The 15,771-nt window shown below is 68.6% G+C and carries 16 protein-coding genes and 2 tRNA genes; 3 read left to right on the top strand and 15 right to left on the bottom strand.

Features of this window, described 5'->3' with window-relative positions; genetic code table 11:
- Positions 1-40: 40 nt before the first annotated feature.
- Genes ntrC through dusB form a run of 3 tightly spaced genes read right to left on the bottom strand, consistent with a single transcriptional unit; the run spans position 41 to position 3,722 of the window.
- Complete coding sequence (gene ntrC, locus IBL25_RS12105) at positions 41-1,483, bottom strand: nitrogen regulation protein NR(I) (protein ID WP_187778800.1); 1,443 nt, start codon at positions 1,481-1,483, stop codon at positions 41-43.
- Positions 1,480-2,610 (bottom strand): two-component system sensor histidine kinase NtrB, encoded by a 1,131-nt coding sequence (locus IBL25_RS12100; RefSeq protein ID WP_187778799.1) that lies wholly within the window; start codon positions 2,608-2,610, stop codon positions 1,480-1,482. Before IBL25_RS12100 ends, ntrC begins: the two co-directional genes overlap by 4 nt.
- Positions 2,607-3,722 carry a tRNA dihydrouridine synthase DusB gene (dusB, locus tag IBL25_RS12095; RefSeq protein WP_187778798.1) on the bottom strand — a complete coding sequence of 372 codons (1,116 nt, stop codon included), beginning with the start codon at positions 3,720-3,722 and terminating at the stop codon, positions 2,607-2,609. The genes IBL25_RS12100 and dusB overlap by 4 nt, the downstream gene beginning before the upstream one ends.
- 102 nt (positions 3,723-3,824) lie before the next feature.
- On the opposite strand from dusB, the gene IBL25_RS12090 reads away from it, so the two are divergent.
- Complete coding sequence (locus IBL25_RS12090) at positions 3,825-4,973, top strand: bifunctional 2-C-methyl-D-erythritol 4-phosphate cytidylyltransferase/2-C-methyl-D-erythritol 2,4-cyclodiphosphate synthase (RefSeq protein ID WP_187778797.1); 1,149 nt, start codon at positions 3,825-3,827, stop codon at positions 4,971-4,973.
- Here IBL25_RS12090 and trpS read toward each other — a convergent pair.
- A complete protein-coding gene (gene trpS / locus IBL25_RS12085) occupies positions 4,970-5,971 on the bottom strand; it encodes a tryptophan--tRNA ligase (protein ID WP_187778796.1) in 1,002 nt (333 codons plus the stop codon). The genes IBL25_RS12090 and trpS overlap by 4 nt on opposite strands.
- Before the next feature lie 207 nt (positions 5,972-6,178).
- Here trpS and IBL25_RS12080 point away from each other — a divergent pair, with 207 nt between their 5' ends.
- Positions 6,179-8,332 (top strand): VTT domain-containing protein, encoded by a 2,154-nt coding sequence (locus IBL25_RS12080; protein ID WP_367615599.1) that lies wholly within the window; start codon positions 6,179-6,181, stop codon positions 8,330-8,332.
- Complete coding sequence (locus tag IBL25_RS12075; RefSeq protein ID WP_367615598.1) at positions 8,329-9,036, top strand: endonuclease/exonuclease/phosphatase family protein; 708 nt, start codon at positions 8,329-8,331, stop codon at positions 9,034-9,036. Before IBL25_RS12080 ends, IBL25_RS12075 begins: the two co-directional genes overlap by 4 nt.
- On the opposite strand, the gene IBL25_RS12070 is transcribed toward IBL25_RS12075, so the two are convergent.
- The 11 genes from IBL25_RS12070 to IBL25_RS12020 all read right to left on the bottom strand — a co-directional run.
- Positions 9,024-9,100 (bottom strand) — tRNA-Arg (locus tag IBL25_RS12070). The two genes, IBL25_RS12075 and IBL25_RS12070, sit on opposite strands and share 13 nt — an antisense overlap.
- 18 nt (positions 9,101-9,118) lie before the next feature.
- Complete coding sequence (locus IBL25_RS12065) at positions 9,119-9,442, bottom strand: NADH dehydrogenase ubiquinone Fe-S protein 4 (protein ID WP_187778794.1); 324 nt, start codon at positions 9,440-9,442, stop codon at positions 9,119-9,121.
- A 22-nt stretch (positions 9,443-9,464) separates the two neighbouring features.
- Positions 9,465-9,541: transfer RNA gene (locus IBL25_RS12060), tRNA-Pro, on the bottom strand.
- A 48-nt stretch (positions 9,542-9,589) separates the two neighbouring features.
- Positions 9,590-10,858 (bottom strand): serine--tRNA ligase, encoded by a 1,269-nt coding sequence (serS, locus tag IBL25_RS12055; protein ID WP_187778793.1) that lies wholly within the window; start codon positions 10,856-10,858, stop codon positions 9,590-9,592.
- Positions 10,859-10,867: 9 nt separating this feature from the next.
- On the bottom strand, positions 10,868-11,659 hold the full coding sequence (gene tatC / locus IBL25_RS12050; RefSeq protein WP_187778792.1) for a twin-arginine translocase subunit TatC: 792 nt from the start codon (positions 11,657-11,659) through the stop codon (positions 10,868-10,870).
- An 11-nt stretch (positions 11,660-11,670) separates the two neighbouring features.
- Complete coding sequence (gene tatB, locus IBL25_RS12045; protein ID WP_187778791.1) at positions 11,671-12,219, bottom strand: Sec-independent protein translocase protein TatB; 549 nt, start codon at positions 12,217-12,219, stop codon at positions 11,671-11,673.
- Between the two features lie 230 nt (positions 12,220-12,449).
- On the bottom strand, positions 12,450-13,028 hold the full coding sequence (scpB, locus tag IBL25_RS12040; RefSeq protein ID WP_187778790.1) for an SMC-Scp complex subunit ScpB: 579 nt from the start codon (positions 13,026-13,028) through the stop codon (positions 12,450-12,452).
- Entirely contained in the window at positions 13,015-13,770 is a 756-nt protein-coding gene (locus tag IBL25_RS12035; protein ID WP_187778789.1) for a segregation and condensation protein A, read from the bottom strand. The genes scpB and IBL25_RS12035 overlap by 14 nt, the downstream gene beginning before the upstream one ends.
- Positions 13,767-14,468, bottom strand: coding sequence for a site-2 protease family protein (locus IBL25_RS12030; RefSeq protein ID WP_187778788.1), 702 nt, complete (start codon positions 14,466-14,468; stop codon positions 13,767-13,769). Before IBL25_RS12030 ends, IBL25_RS12035 begins: the two co-directional genes overlap by 4 nt.
- Entirely contained in the window at positions 14,465-15,469 is a 1,005-nt protein-coding gene (gene nagZ, locus IBL25_RS12025) for a beta-N-acetylhexosaminidase (protein WP_187778787.1), read from the bottom strand. The genes IBL25_RS12030 and nagZ overlap by 4 nt, the downstream gene beginning before the upstream one ends.
- Before the next feature lies 1 nt (position 15,470).
- Positions 15,471-15,771: SPOR domain-containing protein (locus IBL25_RS12020; RefSeq protein WP_238940379.1), on the bottom strand; the 301-nt coding region annotated here is incomplete at its 5' end.

The raw sequence follows: 15,771 nt of genomic DNA, 5'->3' as shown, positions 1-15,771 counted from the left end.
CGGCGGCCAAGGCGCGGCGGCTTGCTGCCCGCCGCGCGGCTCACGACAGACCGCGCACCACCGGGAGGTCCAGCTCCCGGATCTTCTTGCGCAGCGTATTGCGGTTCAGGCCCAGCATGGCGGCGGCCTTGATCTGGTTGCCGCGGGTGGCTGCCAGCGCCAGCCGCAGCAGGGGCCGCTCGACCTCCGCCAGCACGCGCTCATAAAGGTCGCGCACCGGAAGCCCGTCCTTCTGCGCGGCGACAAAGGTGGTCAGGTGGCGTTCCACCGCCTGCTCCAGCGTCTCCGGCGCGCGCAGCTCCGGCTCGGCCATCGGCTCGGCCTCCGCCAGCTCGTTGTGCACCGCATCGGCGCCGATCACCTCTTGTGGGTAGAGCGCCGCGAGGCGCCGCATCAGGTTCTCAAGCTCCCGCGCATTGCCCGGCCAGCTATGGCGGCGCAGGCGCTCCACGGCTTCCTGGTCCAGTTGCTTGGAGGGCAGGCCGGAACTCTTCGCGCGCTCCAGGAAGTGGCGGGCCAACAGGGGGATGTCCTCCACCCGCTCCCGCAGCGGCGGCAGACGGATGGGCACCACATTGAGACGGTAGAACAGATCCTCACGGAACAGGCCCTGGCGGATCGCCTGCCGAAGGTCACGGTGCGTCGCGGCCACGATGCGGACATTGGCCTTGATCGGGTTGCGGCCGCCCACGGTGGTAAACTCGCCTTCCTGCAGAACGCGCAGCAGGCGCGTCTGGGCCTCCGGCGGCATGTCGCCGATCTCGTCCAGGAACAGGGTACCGCCCGCCGCCTGTTCGAAGCGCCCGACGCCACGGGCCAGGGCGCCGGTGAAGGCGCCGCGCTCATGGCCGAACAGCTCGCTCTCGATCAACTCGCGCGGAATGGCGGCCATGTTGATGGCCACAAAGGGACCAGTGCGGCGCCGGCCATAGTCATGCAGCGCGCGGGCAATCAGTTCCTTGCCGGTGCCGCTTTCGCCAGTGACCATCACGGTCAGGTCGGTGGTCGTGAGGCGGGCGACCGTGCGGTAGATCTCCTGCATTGCCGGGCTGCGGCCGACCAGGGGCAGGCGTTCGCCCTCGGTACCCTCCTCCGCCTCGGACTGGGCCGCGGCGGGCGCGGTCAGCGCGCGGGCCACGACAGCCAGTAGTTCCTTCAGGTCAAAGGGCTTGGGGAGGTACTCGAAGGCACCACGCTGCGCCGCCTTCACGGCGGTCACGAAGGTCGACTGCGCGGACATCACCACCACGCGCAGGTCCGGCCGCACACGCTTGATGCGCGGCACCAGGTCCAGCCCATTCTCGTCCGGCATAACGACATCGGTGATCACCAGATCGCCGGCCCCGTCCTCGACCCAGCGCCAGAGCGTGGCGGCCGAGGATGTGGCGCGCACGGTATAGCCGGCGCGGCCGAGGGCCTGGGACAGCACCGTGCGAATGGCGCGGTCGTCATCGGCGATCAGGATGGTTCGGCTGTCGGTCATTCGGTGCGGGTCTCGATTATGGCCGGCAGGTCGGCGGGAGGCATGGGCAGGGAGAGGCGGAAGACGGTGCGGCCCGGGCGGCTGTCGCATTCGATCAGGGCGCCCTGGTCCGCCACCAGCTTGGCGACCATGGCGAGGCCCAGCCCCTGCCCGCCCCGCTTGGTGGTCACGAAAGGCTCCCAGAGCGTCGCGCGCACATCCTCGTCGATGCCGGGGCCATTGTCGCGGACGCTGACCTGCAGCGGCAGGTGCACCCGCTCCCGCGATCCCGGGATCGCGATGCGCACGCCGTGGTGATAAGCGGTGGAAAGCTGGATCTCACCACCCTGCGGGTCCACCGCCTCCGCCGCGTTCTTCACGAGGTTGAGCAGGATCTGCACCAGGAAGTCCCGGTTGCCCCAGACAGGCGGCAGCGAGGGGTCGTAATCCTCGACGATCCGCAGGTGGCTGGCGAAGCCACGGCTGGCGATCCGGCGGACGTGGTCCAGCACCTCATGGATATTCACCACGCCGCGCTCGATCGGGCGCTCGGAGAACATCTCCATCCGCTCCACCAGCGTGCGGATGCGGTCGGCCTCATCCTGGATCAGGACGCAGAGCTCGCGGTCGGCCTCGCTGGCGGATTGCTCCAGCAACTGCGCGGCGCCACGAATGCCGGAGAGCGGGTTCTTCACCTCATGCGCCAGCATCGCGGCCATGGCGGAAGCGCCACGGGCCGCGCCACGGAAGTTCAACTGGCGGTCCAGCTTCTGGGCTTTGCTGCCATCCTGCAGCGTCAGCACCACAGCGCCGGAGATCTCCGGCAAGGGGGCACCATGGGCGGCGACACCGGTCCGGTGCAGGCGTGGGCTTTCCAGCGTCAGGTCGTGGTCGGAGACTGGCGCATCCTGGTTCCGCACCTGATCCACTAGCGCGAAGAGCCGGGTATCGGAAGGAATCAGGTCGGAGAGCCGGTGCTGCGCCAGGGAGGCAAAGGAAAGCTGAAAGAACTGCTCAGCCGCCGGATTGGCCGAAAGGAAGCGGTTGCTGGCATCCAGCACCACCACCGGCACCGGCAGGGCCGAGAGCACCGCGATGCTGTCAGGAAGCGCGACCTCGGCAGCCGTATGGCGGGTGAAGATGTTCATGCCGCCATGGCATCCTCATCACGCCCAGCGGCGGAGAAGGATTCCCGCACCACCTGCACCCCCTGCTCGATCAGCGGGCGGTAAAAGGCTTCGAGCACCGCCTCCGTGGCTTCCGGCGTCTCGGCATGGTTGACGCGCACGCGGAACTCGGCCGAGCCAGGCAGACCCTTGGAATACCAGGCCAGATGCTTGCGGGCCATCCGCACGCCAGGGCCGGCGCCGTGGTGGTCCAGCATGGCGCGATAGTGGCGCAGCAGGATGTCGTAATGCGTGGCGAGATCAGGCTCCGGCAACAGCGCGCCGGTAGTCAGGTACTCGGCCACCTGGGCCAGCAGCCAGGGGCGGCCATAGCAGCCGCGCCCGATCATCACGCCGTCCGCGCCGGATTGCCGCAACGCCTCCGCCGCGTGTTCGGGGGTCAGGATATCGCCATTGACGATGACGGGGAGGCTCACAGCCGCCTTGACCTTGGCCACGAAAGCCCAGTCGGCGGTGCCGGTATAAAGCATCTGCCGGGTGCGGCCATGCACCGTCACCAGCTTGATGCCGCAGTCCTCGGCGATCTTGGACAGGCGCGGAGCATTCAGGTTGCTGTGGTCCCAGCCCATGCGCATCTTCAGCGTCACGGGCACATCCACCGCCTTCACCACCGCATCCAGGATACGGGCGGCTCCAATCTCGTCACGCATCAAAGCGCTACCGGCCTGCTGGCCGATGGCGACCTTCTTCACCGGGCAACCGAAGTTGATGTCGATGATGGCGGCACCGCGGTCGGCGGCCAGCTTCGCGGCCTCGGCCATGACCTGCGGGTCGCAACCGGCCAACTGCACGCTGGCGGGGCCACCGAATCCATCCACCTCGGCCATCTTCAGCGTGGCGCGGTTCTCCCGCACCATGGCCTGGCTGGCGATCATCTCACTGACCACCATCGGCGCCTGCAGCTCCCGGCACAGGCGGCGGAACGGCAGGTCGGTAACGCCCGACATGGGCGCCAGAATCACCGGCGCATCAATGCGCAGCGGCCCCACATGGATGGGGCGCAGGCGTGGCGGCGTGACGGCCTCGGCCGCGGAAGACGGGGCGGCGTTGTCGTGCGGTGTCGCGATGCTCATGATTTGGGCAATCTAGGGCGCAAAGGCCCCCACGTCCATGCCGATCCGCCCTCTGCATGGCCCCACTGGTCAGCCTTGCGGCAGGCGGATAGGTTCCGCGCCATGCGCGTCATCGCCCTCTTGATGGCGGCCGGAAGCGGGTCCCGCTTCGGAGCCGCCGAGCCAAAGCAATACAGCCACCTGCTGGGCCGCCCGATCCTGCGCCATGCGGCGGAGGCCCTGCTGGCCGATAGCGTGGTCGAGGCCCTGCTGCCCGTCGTGGCGGCGGGCGAGGAAGCGCGAGTGGCGGCCATGCTGGAAGGCTTGCCCTGCCTTCCCCCCGTGGCCGGTGGTGCTACGCGGCAGGACAGCGTGCGCGCGGGCCTCGAAGCTCTGGCGGCCTCTCCCCCCGATGTCGTGCTGGTGCATGACGGCGCCCGCCCCATCCTCGCCCCCGGGATGGTGCCGGCCCTGCTGACCGCGCTCGAAACTTATCCCGGCGCCATCCCCGCCCAGCCCGTGACGGATACGCTGAAAGCGGGCGCCGAGGGCACCATTCAGCGCACCGTGCCGCGCGCCGGCCTTTACCGCGCGCAGACGCCGCAGGCCTTCCGCTTCCCTGCCCTTTTGCGGGCGCACCGCGATGCCACGGCGGAAGCCACCGACGATGCGGCACTGCTGGAAGCCGCCGGCCTCCCCGTCGCCCTGCTCCCTGGATCGGAGAACAACCTGAAAGTGACCTACCCCGAGGACCTGGCCCGCGCCGAGGCCGCCCTGCTGCCGCGCTTCCTGCCCGCCATGGGCACCGGCTTCGACGTGCACCGGCTGGTCGAGGGCCGCCCCTTGATCCTCTGCGGCATCACCGTGCCGCACCCGCTGGGGCTGGACGGGCATTCCGATGCCGATGTGGGCCTGCACGCGCTCTGCGACGCCATCTACGGCGCCCTCGCGGAAGGCGACATCGGCCGCCACTTCCCGCCCACCGACATGGAATGGAAGGACGCGGACAGCGCCCGCTTCCTGCGCCACGCCGCTGGCCGGGTGGCGGCGCGCGGCGGCATGATCACCCATGCCGATGTGACGCTGATCTGCGAGAAGCCCAAGATCGGCCCGCATGCCGAGGCGATGCGCGCCCGGCTGGCGGAACTGATGGGCATCCCCGTCGCCCGCGTCTCCGTGAAGGCCACGACCACGGAGCGCCTGGGCTTCACGGGCCGCGGCGAAGGCATCGCCGCCCAGGCGGCGGCGACGCTCCTCCTGCCCTCGGCTTAACGCCGGGGCAGGAAGCCTACGATCTCCTCCGCCTTCGTCACGATCGGCTCGGCGATGGCGGAGGCACGGTCCGCGCCCTTGCGCAAGGCGGCGTCCACGGCGGCGGGGTCGGCCAGCAGGCGGGTCATCTCGGCCTGAATGGGGCTCAGATGCGCCACCAGCGCCTCGGTCAGCACTTCCTTGAAGGCGCCGAAGCCCTTGCCGGCATGGTCCCGCAGCACCTCGGCCGGAGTGGCATTGGTCACGGCGGCCAGGATGCCCACCAGGTTACGCGCCTCGGGCCGCGCTTCCAGCCCGGCCAGCTCAGCGGGCAGCGGCTCCGGGTCGGTCTTGGCGCGGCGGATCTTCAGGGCGATGGCATCGGCATCGTCCGTCAGGTTGATGCGCGACTGGTCCGAGGGGTCGGACTTCGACATCTTCTTGGTGCCATCGCGCAGCGACATGACGCGCGCGGCCACGCCCTGGATCATGGGCTCGATGTTGGGGAAGAATTCCACGCCGAAGTCGTGGTTGAACTTCTGCGCGATGTCGTTGGCCAGTTCCAGGTGCTGCTTCTGGTCCTCGCCCACCGGCACGCGGGTGGCGTGGTAGGCGTGGATGTCGGCGGCCATCAGGTTGGGGTAGACATAAAGGCCGGAGCCCGCATTCTCCCGGTCCTTGCCCGCCTTGTCCTTGAACTGCGTCATGCGGTTCAGCCAGCCGATGCGGGCCACGCAGTTGAAGATCCAGGCCAGCCGGGTATGGGCATGGACATGGCTTTGCACAAAGAGCGTGCAGCGGTCCGGGTCCACGCCGCAGGCAATCAGCGCCGCCGCCATCTCGCGCGTCGCGCGGGCCAGTTCCCTGTGGTCGAAGGCTTGGGTGATGGCATGCAGGTCGACCACGCAATAGACGCACTCATGGTCATCCATCATGGGCACCCAGTTGCGGATGGCGCCCAGATAATTGCCGAGGGTCGGAATACCGGAGGGTTGAATCCCCGAAAAAACGCGCTGCATCGCCAGAATACCTCTTGCGCCAAGTTCTGCGGGTGATCCCGCGCGGGGCCGCCGGCGTCAAGCGGCGCAGCCGGGGCCGGACAATTTTTGCCGGCACCAGCCGTGACTTTTCGTGCTGCGCTGCGTTCAGAACCGGCCATGCAACATCTTCTTGCGCCTGTCGCATCTCGCCAGCCGGATGACCGTGGGTCCTCCGCGGGAGTTGCCGTGCCTCTGGTGGTACAGCCGGGCGACACCGTCTGGCGGCTGGAGCATGCGCAGCGTGCCAGCGTGCTGGTGGACGCCTCGGCCTATTATGGCGCGCTGCGTGAAGCCCTTCTGAAGGCGGAAGACAGCATTCTGGTCGCTGGCTGGGACATCGACAGCCGCACACCGCTGGTCGGGCCCTCGGGCGAGCCCAAGGACGATCTGCCCGTCACGCTTGGGCCTTTCCTGGCCGCCCTGGTGGCCCGCAAGCCGCAGCTGCGCGTTAAGCTGCTGCTGTGGGACTATTCGGTGCTCTACGCATTGGAGCGGGAGGTCCTCCCGGCGCTCGCGCTCCATTGGAACACCCCCGCCCAGATCGAGCTTTGCCTCGACGACGAGGTGCCTCTCGGTGCCTCGCACCATCAGAAGATCGTGGTGATCGACGACCGGCTGGCCTTCTCCGGTGGTCTGGACCTGACGATCCGGCGCTGGGACACCCCAGCCCATTCCCCCCTTAACCCACACCGCGTCGATCCACGCGACGTGCCCTATCTGCCCTTCCATGACGTGCAGATGGTGGTGGACGGAGAAGCTGCCGGCGCCCTGGCGGACCTGTTCCGCGCCCGTTGGTCCCGGGGTGCCTGTGAGGACCTGCCGCCCCGGCAGCCGCAACCTTCAGGCGCGCCGGACCTCTGGCCACGCTCGGTCACGCCCGACCTGCGAAATGTGCAGGTGGGCATCGCCCGCACCCAGGCAGCCTGGGAGGATGAGCCGGAGGTCCGGGAGGTCGAGCGGCTCTTCGAGGCCATGATCGACAGCGCCGAGCGCTGCATCTACGCGGAGAACCAGTTCTACACCAACCTCAACCTCGCGGCGCGGCTGGCGGAGCGCATGATGCTGAAGCCCGAGCTGGAGGTGGTGCTGCTCGGCCCCCGCACCCACCATACCTGGCTGGAGCATCGCACCATGCTGGCCGGCCGCATCCGTTTCATGATGCTGTTGCGGCAGGCGGGAGTGGCGGACCGGGTCCGCATGATGTTCCCCCATGTCGGCGACCGCCGTGGCCCCCAGGCCGATGTGATGGTGCATGCCAAGGTCATGATTGTGGACGACCGGCTGCTCCGCATCGGCTCCGCCAATCTCTGCAACCGCTCCATGGCCACCGACACCGAATGCGATCTGGTGGTCGAAGGGCGGGATGAGGCGACCCGCGCCGGCATCCGCCGCGTGCGGGACCGGATGCTGGCTGAGCATCTGGGCGTGAAGCCGGAACAGGTGGCGGCGGTGACCCGGGACGGCTCCCTGTTCCGGGCATTGGATCAACTTCATAGCCGGAAGCGGCGGCTGCTGCCGATCGACGATGGTGAACTCGCGGAGGGCGAAGGCGTGCCACAGATCGAAGCCGTCGCGGACCCGCGGCGCCCCATCGGCCCGGAGACCCTGCTGGCCGATTTCGACACCGACGAGGCGCCCGCCGCGGGCGGCGGCATGGCGCTCTGGCTGCGGGTCGGGCTGGTGGTGGCGCCCGTGGTGATCCTGGGCGTCGCGTGGCGGTATACGCCTCTCTCCGAGTTCATGAATCCCCAGACCTTCAGTGCCTCCATGGAGGCCGGCGGCTCCCTCGGGCCGCTGCTGGCCTTGGGGCTTTTCATGCTGCTGGGGCTGGTGGCCTTCCCGGTCAATGTGCTGATCGTGGCGACGGCCGCCGCCTTCGGCCTTTGGCCGGGCCTGCTTTATGCCACCGTGGGCGCCATGGTCAGCGCGGTGCTGACCTATCTGGTCGGGCGGCGCATGGGGCCCGGCCTGCTGCGGAAGATCATTGGCCCACGCATCAACAGGGTCAGCCGCAGCATCGCCAATAACGGCATCCTGGCCGTGACCATGGTGCGGCTGATGCCCATCGCACCCTTCACGCTGGTCAATCTGGTGGCGGGTGCCATTCGCATCCCCTTGCTGGACTATGTGGTCGGCACCGCCCTGGGGCTGGCGCCCGGGCTGCTGCTGATGACCGCATTGGGCGACCGGCTGCTGCGGATTCTCACCGAACCCTCTCTGACGGATATCCTCGGCTTCGTTGTGGTTCTCATCTGCTGGGGCGCGCTGTCTTTCGGGCTGCAGAGCCTGATCAAGCGGGTCCGCCGCATGATGGATCGTAAGAGAGACGCCGCCGCGTGATCCTGCGGGTTATGACCTGGAACATCCATGGAGGCGTTGGCACCGACGGGGTTTGCGACATGCACCGGGTGCTGGGGCTGATCCGCCGTCAGGCGCCCGATATCCTGGCGGTACAGGAGGTGGACAGCCGCGGGCGCGGCAGCGACCATTGTGGCTTCACCACGCTTCGTGGCCACCTGCCCGGCCATGCCATGGCCGAGACCATCCAGGCAAAGGACGGCGCCTACGGCCATATGCTGCTCAGCCGCTGGCCGATCGAGCAAAGCGCGCTGCACGACCTTTCCCACCCCGGGCGGGAGCCGCGCGTCGCTATCGAAGCGAAGATCGCGACACCGGCCGGGGCCCTGCGGGTCATTTCCACCCATCTCGGGCTGCGGCAGCGCGAGCGTTATACGCAGGCCACGCGGTTGGCTACCCTGGTACGGCGGCTGGAAGGCCCGCTGGTTGTGCTGGGGGATTTCAACGAATGGGGCTGGCGGGGGCCGGTGTTCCGGGCGCTCGCGGCGCAGATGCCGGCGAGGACACGGCACCGCACCTTCCCTTCCCGCCTGCCGGCCCTGAAGCTGGACCGCATCTTCTGCCGCCCGGCCTCGCTGCTCGGGCGCAACTGGCGGGATTCCAGCGGCCGCGTGGCCTCGGACCATCTGCCAGTGGTGGCCGAGCTGCATATGCCCAGCGGCTTGCAGGAAGCTGGCGCGCCCTGAGGGACTTGAACCCCCAACCAACCGGGTAGAAGCCGGTTGCTCTATCCAGTTGAGCTAAGGACGCGGAAGCCGGGCCTGGACCTTAGTGGGTCCAGTTCTCAGACCGGCCGTAGCGGAAATTCTCGGCATAGGTCTTGGGCTTGATAGCGAGCGATTGCGGCTCGTTCTCGACCTCGTAGGCGATGCCATTGGCACGCGCATAGGCTTCCGCCGCCTCTCGGCTGGAGAAGCTGAGACGGAGCTGGGCCCGCGTATCGCCCGAGCCGAACCAGCCCATCAGGGGATCAAGCTTACGGCTCTCGGAGGGCGCGTACTCCAGCACCCAACCCCGCAGCCTACCCTTGCCGGACTGCATGGCCGAGCCTGCGGGATAATGAATGCGGGCAATGGCGACGTCGCGGCTCATGTAGCAGATCCCGATGTTGCGGTGGTCGGGGCGAGAGGATTCGAACCTCCGGCCCTTTGGTCCCAAACCAAATGCGCTACCAGGCTGCGCCACGCCCCGACTGACTTCTAATTATGGCCGATCGCCTTCCGGTGCAACGGGGGGTGCTCAGCCGATGTGGCTCAACCCGCCCATCCACGGCGCCAGCACGGCAGGGACGGCCACCCGGCCATCTTCCTGCTGGTGGGTTTCCAGCACCGCGATCAAGGCCCGGCCCACGGCGACGCCGGAGCCGTTGAGCGTGTGCAGGAAGGCCGTACCCTTCCCTTCCTTCGGCCGATAGCGTCCGCCCATGCGGCGCGCCTGGAAATCGCGGCAGTTGGAACAGGAGGAAATCTCCCGCCATGCCTGCTGGCCCGGAAGCCAGACTTCCAGGTCATAGGTCTTGGTGGCGGAGAAGCCGGTATCGCCCGCGCAGAGCACAACGCGGCGCCAGACCAGCCCCAGCTCCGTCAGCACGCGCTCGGCACATTGCGTCATGCGCTCATGCTCGGCCTCGGACTGCTCGGGGGTGGTGATGGCAACCATCTCCACCTTGGTAAACTGGTGCTGGCGCAGCATGCCGCGCGTATCCCTCCCCGCGCTGCCGGCTTCCGAGCGGAAGCAGGGCGAGAGCGAGGTCAGCCGCAGCGGCAGGGCATCCTCCGCCAGGATCTCGCCAGCTACCAGGTTCGTGAGCGGCACCTCGGCGGTGGGGATCAGCCAGCGGCCGTCATCAGTGTGGAAGAGGTCTTCCTTGAACTTCGGCAGCTGCCCGGTGCCGTACATCGTGGCGTCGTTCACCAGCAGCGGCACCGAGGTCTCGGTGAAGCCATGCTCATCCACGTGCAGGGACAGCATATACTGCCCCAGGGCCCGCTCCAGCCGCGCCAACTGCCCCTTCAGCACCGTGAAGCGTGCACCGGCCAGCTTGGCGGCGCCGGCAAAGTCCATCATCCCTAGCGTTTCGCCGATCTCGAAGTGCTGTTTGGCCGTGAAGGGCAGGTTCGGCGGGTTTCCGTGCTGGTTCAGGACCACGTTGTCCGATTCGTCCCGCCCCTCCGGCACGCTGTCGTCCAACAGGTTGGGCAGGGTCTCCAGCAGGCCGGTCTGGGCGGCGTCGGCAGCCTTGGCCTCGGCCTCCAGCGCCTCCATCCGGCCGCGCAGCGCGGTAGCCTCTGCCTCTAGAGCGGCAGTATCGGCCCCCTGGCGCTTGCCGATGCCGATCTCCTTCGAGAGCTGGTTGCGGCGGGCCTGGAGTTCCTGCAGCGCGGTCTGGGCCGCGCGGCGGATATTGTCCTGCTCGAGGATGGCTTCGGCGGCGGGCGCCAGCCCGCGGCGGGCCATGGCAGCGTTGAAGGCTGCCGGATCGGCGCGGACGATTCGGATATCATGCATGGCGGAGGCTCAGTTCTTGTCTGCGTCGTCGCGCTTCGGGGTCATCCAGCCCGCAGCCAGGATCGAGATCTCGTAGAGAAGGATCAGCGGCAGGGCGAGGCCGATCTGGCTGATGATATCCGGCGGCGTGATGATGGCCGAGATGGCGAACATGCCGACGATGGCATAGCGCCGCGCCTTCTTCAGCCCGTCCACCGACACGATACCTACCTTGGCCAGCAGCGTCAGCGCGACGGGAAGCTGGAAGGCTGCGCCGAAGGCGAGGATCATGTGCATGACCAGGCTGAGGTATTCGCTGACCTTGGCTTCGAGCTGCACCGGCAGCGCACCGCCACCCGGCGGCGTCTCGAAGGAGATGAAGAACTTCCAGGCCATCGGGAAGATGAAGTAGTAGGCCAGTGCCGCGCCCATGATGAACAGGATCGGCGAAGCGAGCAGGAAGGGCAGCAGCGCCTTCTTCTCGCTGCGGTAGAGACCAGGGGCGATGAACAGCCAGAGCTGCGTGGCCCACATCGGGAAGCTGACGAAGACCGCACCGAAGAAGGCGACCTTCAGGTAGGTGAAGAAGGCTTCATAGAGCGCGGTGAAGATCATCCGCCGCTCACCGCCGCTCTGCTCGTGCAGGATCTCGGCCAGCGGGCGGGCCAGGAAGCCGTAGATCTGCGTGGAGAAGTAATAGCAGATCGCGAAGGCGATGATGAAAGCGCCCAGCGACCAGAGCAGGCGCGTGCGCAGCTCGAGCAGATGCTCGATCAGCGGCATCGGCTTGTCGTCGATCTGGTCTTCTTCTTGCCGTGGCACGGATGAATTTCTCAGGTGGTCGGAGTTGCGGGCGGGGTAGCAGGCTTCTCCGGCGCGGCGGCACCGTCGATCTGCGGCGGAGTCGCCGAGGGCTGCGGCGCAGGCGCCGAGACATCACGCTGCGCATCGGCATGGAAGGCAGCCACCGTGGGCGGCACGAAGGCGGGCGCCTCCGGCGTGGCGGCCGCGTCGGAGGCCACGGCGCCGGCAGGCGGCGTGGGCTCGGACACCCCGGGGCTGCCTGCCGATGTCGGCTTCCAGGCATCCTTCAACGGATCGTCGTTGAAGGTGCGGCGGATCTCGCCGTCATTGTCCACCGCGCGCTCGATGGTGCCCTTCAGGTCGAAGCTGCGGATTTCCTGGATCTGCTGCCGCACATCCTCCAGCTTCGCCTCTCGCACCAGCTCATCGGCATGCGTCTGGAACTCGGCGGCCATGGCCCGGAGCTTTTTGATGCCCTTGGCCACGTTGCGGATGGCATCCGGCAGGTCCTTGGGCCCGATCACCACGACGGCCACCACGGCGATCAGGGCAATCTCGGACCAGGCAAGATCGAACATGTGTTTCCCACTCCCCCCGGGAACCGGGGGCCGCTTCCGTTAGCAGGAACCGGCGGCAACGCCAATTGGCCCTCGCCACCTGAACTCCCGTCGCCACCCTTATCTAGGCGCGCCATGTCCTCTCCGCACGGCACGGCGCGTGAAATCGCGTTCAGCCAAGCGGGCGCGCGGCGCGCCACTCCGGCAATCTAACCCCGCTTCGTGCCAAACGTGAAACCCGCCGCAGGGCGTTATGCCGGCGGGGCCGGTTGCGGGCCGGCCTCGGCCGCCAGCAACTCGTCGCGGCGCGGCAGGTCGGTCAAGGCCCGCAAGCCGAACTGCTCCAGGAAGCGTGGCGTGGAGCCCCAGAGCACCGGGCGGCCCGGGACCTCCTTGCGGCCACGTGGCGCGATCAGGCCATTCTCCAGCAGCACTTCCAAGGTGCTCTGGGCAAGGCTTGCGCCGCGGATCTCCTCGATCTCGGTGCGCGTCACCGGCTGGTGGTAGGCGATGATCGCCAGCGCCTCCATGGCCGCGCGTGGCAGGCGGCGCGGCACCTCCACCACCTTGGTCAACACGGGCGCGAGGTCTGGCGCGGTGCGGAAGGCATAGCCGCCGCCGACCTCGGCCAGTTCCACGCCCCGCCCGGCATAACGAGCGGTCAGTAGCGTCAGCACCGCCTCGGCCCGCAACCCTTCCGGCAGGAAGGATTGCAGCCGGTCCAGCGGCACCGGGCGGTCGGAAGCGAAGATCAGCGCCTCCGCCAGCCGCAGCGCGTGCTCGACCGGCGCCGTGTTGCCCGCTTGGGCCTCGTCCTCAGGCAGCGACATCGTGCTTCTCCAGCATGTCGTTGCGACGCAGCAGAATGGGCCCGAAGGCGGCTTCCTGCCGCAGTTCGATGCCGCCGCCGCGCGCCATCTCAAGCCCCGCCACCAGAGTACTGGCCATGGCGGCGCGGCGCTCCACCGGGTCCAGCACCTGTTCCGGCAGGAACTGCAGCAGGTCGCCCCAGTCCGGCAGGCCACCGACCAGCCGCGACAGGCGCTCCAGCGCATCCTGCACGGTCCAGAGCTTGCGCTGCTTCGGCCGGTAGGGGCGCTTGGCCGCGGCACGGCGCAACGCATCGACATAGCCGCGCAGCAGCGCGGGCAACTCGGCGGCCAGCCCGCTGCGGTCGGTCGTGGTGAAGCTTTCCGGCACCCCACGTGAGAAAACCTGCTGCCCCAGCTGCGGCTGCCGGCCCAGCCACACAGCGGCGGCCCGCATGCGCTCCAGTTCCGCCAGACGCTCGGCCAATTGCCCGGCCAGGGCCTCGGCATCTTCTTCCTGCTGGGGGTCCTCCGGCAACAGCAGGCGGGACTTCAGCCAGGCCAGCCATGCGGCCATGACCAGCCAGTCCGCCGCCAGTTCCAGCCGCACCCGGCGGGCGCCCTCGATCACCGCGAGATACTGGTCCACCAGCGCCATGATCGAGATGCGCGCGATATCCACCTTCTGCGCCCGGGCGAGGTCCAGCAGCAGGTCCAGCGGGCCCTCGAAACCTTCCAGTTGCAGGTGCAGCGCATCGCTCATACGGAATGCCCTGCCAGCCACAGCACCAGCCGGAAGGCCGGGCCGGTCACGATGCCGGAAATCCAGCCGATAACATCGTATTGCGGCCCAAGGCGGGGCAGCAGCAGGATCATCAGCATCACCAGCAACAGGCCAAAGCGCTCCGCCCGCGCCAGCGGCGCCGCCAGCATGCGGGGCAACAGCCCTACGGCGATCCGGCCGCCATCCAGCGGCGGGATGGGCAGCAGGTTGAACAGGCCGAGCAGCAGGTTCGCCATGATCGAGAGCGCGATGAAGCGGATGCCGAGGTCCACCACCTCGGGTGGCAGGCTGCCGGCCAGCCCCTCCACCACATGCGCCAGCAGCGCCGCGATCCAGGCCAGGAAGAAGTTCATGGCCGGGCCGGCGGCGGCCACCAGCACCATGCCGTAGCGCGGGTTGCGCAACCGCCAGGGATTCACCGGCACCGGCTTCGCCCAGCCGAACATGGCGACGACCCGGCCAATGGTAAGCAGCTGCGTGATCAGCAGGATGCCCGGCAGAATAATGGTGCCGACGCGGTCCACATGGCGGATCGGGTTCAGGCTCAGCCGTCCGGCCATCCGGGCGGTATCGTCACCCAGCGCCAGGGCGGCATAGCCATGCGCCGCCTCATGGAGCGTGATGGCGACCACCGTGGCCAGAATGGCCACGATCAGTTCAGGCAGCCACTCGATCACGCCAGGTCCTGCAGCAGCGCATCCCGGCGCGCGGCCAGGGCGATGGGATCGGGGAAGACACCGTTGCTGGCGGCGTCCCGTGTCGCTCGCGCGGCGGCCAGCCGGGCTTCGGCGAGGTCCGTCAGCGGAGAGGCCGCTTCCAGTGCCGCCGCTGTCTCCGCCAGCACGCCCGAGCATTGCAGCGCGAGGTCGCAGCCTGCCGCCAGGGCCGCCGCAACCAACTCGCCAGGGCCGCCGGCGAGCGCCTTCATGTCCAGGTCATCCGAGATCAGCACGCCATCGAACCCGATCTCCTGCCGGATCACGCCCGCAATGATGCGCGGCGACAGCGTGGCCGGCTTCCCGGCATCCAGGGCGTCGTAGAGCAGATGCGCCGTCATGGCCCAGGCGCCGGAACGCGCCAGGGCCACGAAGGGCGCGAAATCCACCTCCAGACTGGCACGGCTGGCGGAAACGCGCGGCAGTTCCAGATGGCTGTCCACGGTTGCGCGGCCATGCCCGGGCATATGCTTCAGCACGGGAATGGCGCCGCCGGACTGCAGCCCCCTCACCCAGGCCTCGGCCAGCCGAATCACCTCGGCCGGTTCGGCGGAGAAGCCTCGGTCGCCGATCACGCCATGCGCTCCCGGCAGCCGCAGGTCCAGCACCGGGGAGCAGACCACATCCAGCCCCGCCGCCACGCATTCCATCGCCAGCAGCGTGGCATTGGCCTCGGCGGCGGAAAGGCTGCGGTTCTCGAAGCTGGCGGGCGGCGGAAAGGCGGGCCAATGCGGCGGGCGCAGCCGAGCGACGCGGCCCCCCTCCTGGTCCACCAAGATAGGCGCAGCCTCCCCCAGTTCCTCCCGGATGGCAGCGGTCAGGGCCAGGAGCTGCGCCGGAGTCTGCACATTGCGTGCGAACAGAATGGCGCCCGCCGGCCGGAAGCGGCGCAGCAAGGCCGCTTCCTCCGCCAGCAGAACCGGGCCAGAAAGGCCGATAACGACGGCGCGGGCGGGCGCCATCTCAGCCGCCGATCACGGCGCAGGCGCCACCCTTGGCACGCACCTCGGCGCAGAAATCACGCGCCGCCTCGGCCGAGAAGCCGCCGGTGCGAAGGCGCCACATGGTTGGCTTATCCTGGCGGTCGAAGCGGATCACCTGCGGCGTGCGGCCATCCAGCAGCCCCGGTGCGCGGCGGGCCAGACGCTCCCACTCAGCCAGGGCGCCCGCCTGCGAGTCCAATGCGCCAAGCTGCACCACGACGGAGCCGCCGGCCGCCCGAGGCGCCGGGGCGGGTGTGGCAGGAACCGGCGCCGGCCCGGCG

It is taken from the genome of Pseudoroseomonas ludipueritiae (assembly GCF_014490445.1).
GTDB lineage: Bacteria > Pseudomonadota > Alphaproteobacteria > Acetobacterales > Acetobacteraceae > Pseudoroseomonas > Pseudoroseomonas ludipueritiae.
Note: the sequence above shows the minus strand (reverse complement) of the source record. Positions and strands in the feature narration are given on the sequence as shown.

Excerpts from the sequence above, each read along its gene's own strand:
- tatB (WP_187778791.1), bottom strand. The coding sequence starts at position 12,219 with ATGTTCGATCTTGCCTGGTCCGAGATTGCCCTGATCGCCGTGGTGGCC.
- IBL25_RS12035 (WP_187778789.1), bottom strand. The coding sequence starts at position 13,770 with ATGAGCGATGCGCTGCACCTGCAACTGGAAGGTTTCGAGGGCCCGCTG.
- scpB (WP_187778790.1), bottom strand. The coding sequence starts at position 13,028 with ATGTCGCTGCCTGAGGACGAGGCCCAAGCGGGCAACACGGCGCCGGTC.
- ntrC (WP_187778800.1), bottom strand. The coding sequence starts at position 1,483 with ATGACCGACAGCCGAACCATCCTGATCGCCGATGACGACCGCGCCATT.
- IBL25_RS12100 (WP_187778799.1), bottom strand. The coding sequence starts at position 2,610 with ATGAACATCTTCACCCGCCATACGGCTGCCGAGGTCGCGCTTCCTGAC.
- IBL25_RS12090 (WP_187778797.1), top strand. The coding sequence starts at position 3,825 with ATGCGCGTCATCGCCCTCTTGATGGCGGCCGGAAGCGGGTCCCGCTTC.
- dusB (WP_187778798.1), bottom strand. The coding sequence starts at position 3,722 with ATGAGCATCGCGACACCGCACGACAACGCCGCCCCGTCTTCCGCGGCC.
- trpS (WP_187778796.1), bottom strand. The coding sequence starts at position 5,971 with ATGCAGCGCGTTTTTTCGGGGATTCAACCCTCCGGTATTCCGACCCTC.
- IBL25_RS12065 (WP_187778794.1), bottom strand. The coding sequence starts at position 9,442 with ATGAGCCGCGACGTCGCCATTGCCCGCATTCATTATCCCGCAGGCTCG.
- serS (WP_187778793.1), bottom strand. The coding sequence starts at position 10,858 with ATGCATGATATCCGAATCGTCCGCGCCGATCCGGCAGCCTTCAACGCT.
- nagZ (WP_187778787.1), bottom strand. The coding sequence starts at position 15,469 with ATGGCGCCCGCCCGCGCCGTCGTTATCGGCCTTTCTGGCCCGGTTCTG.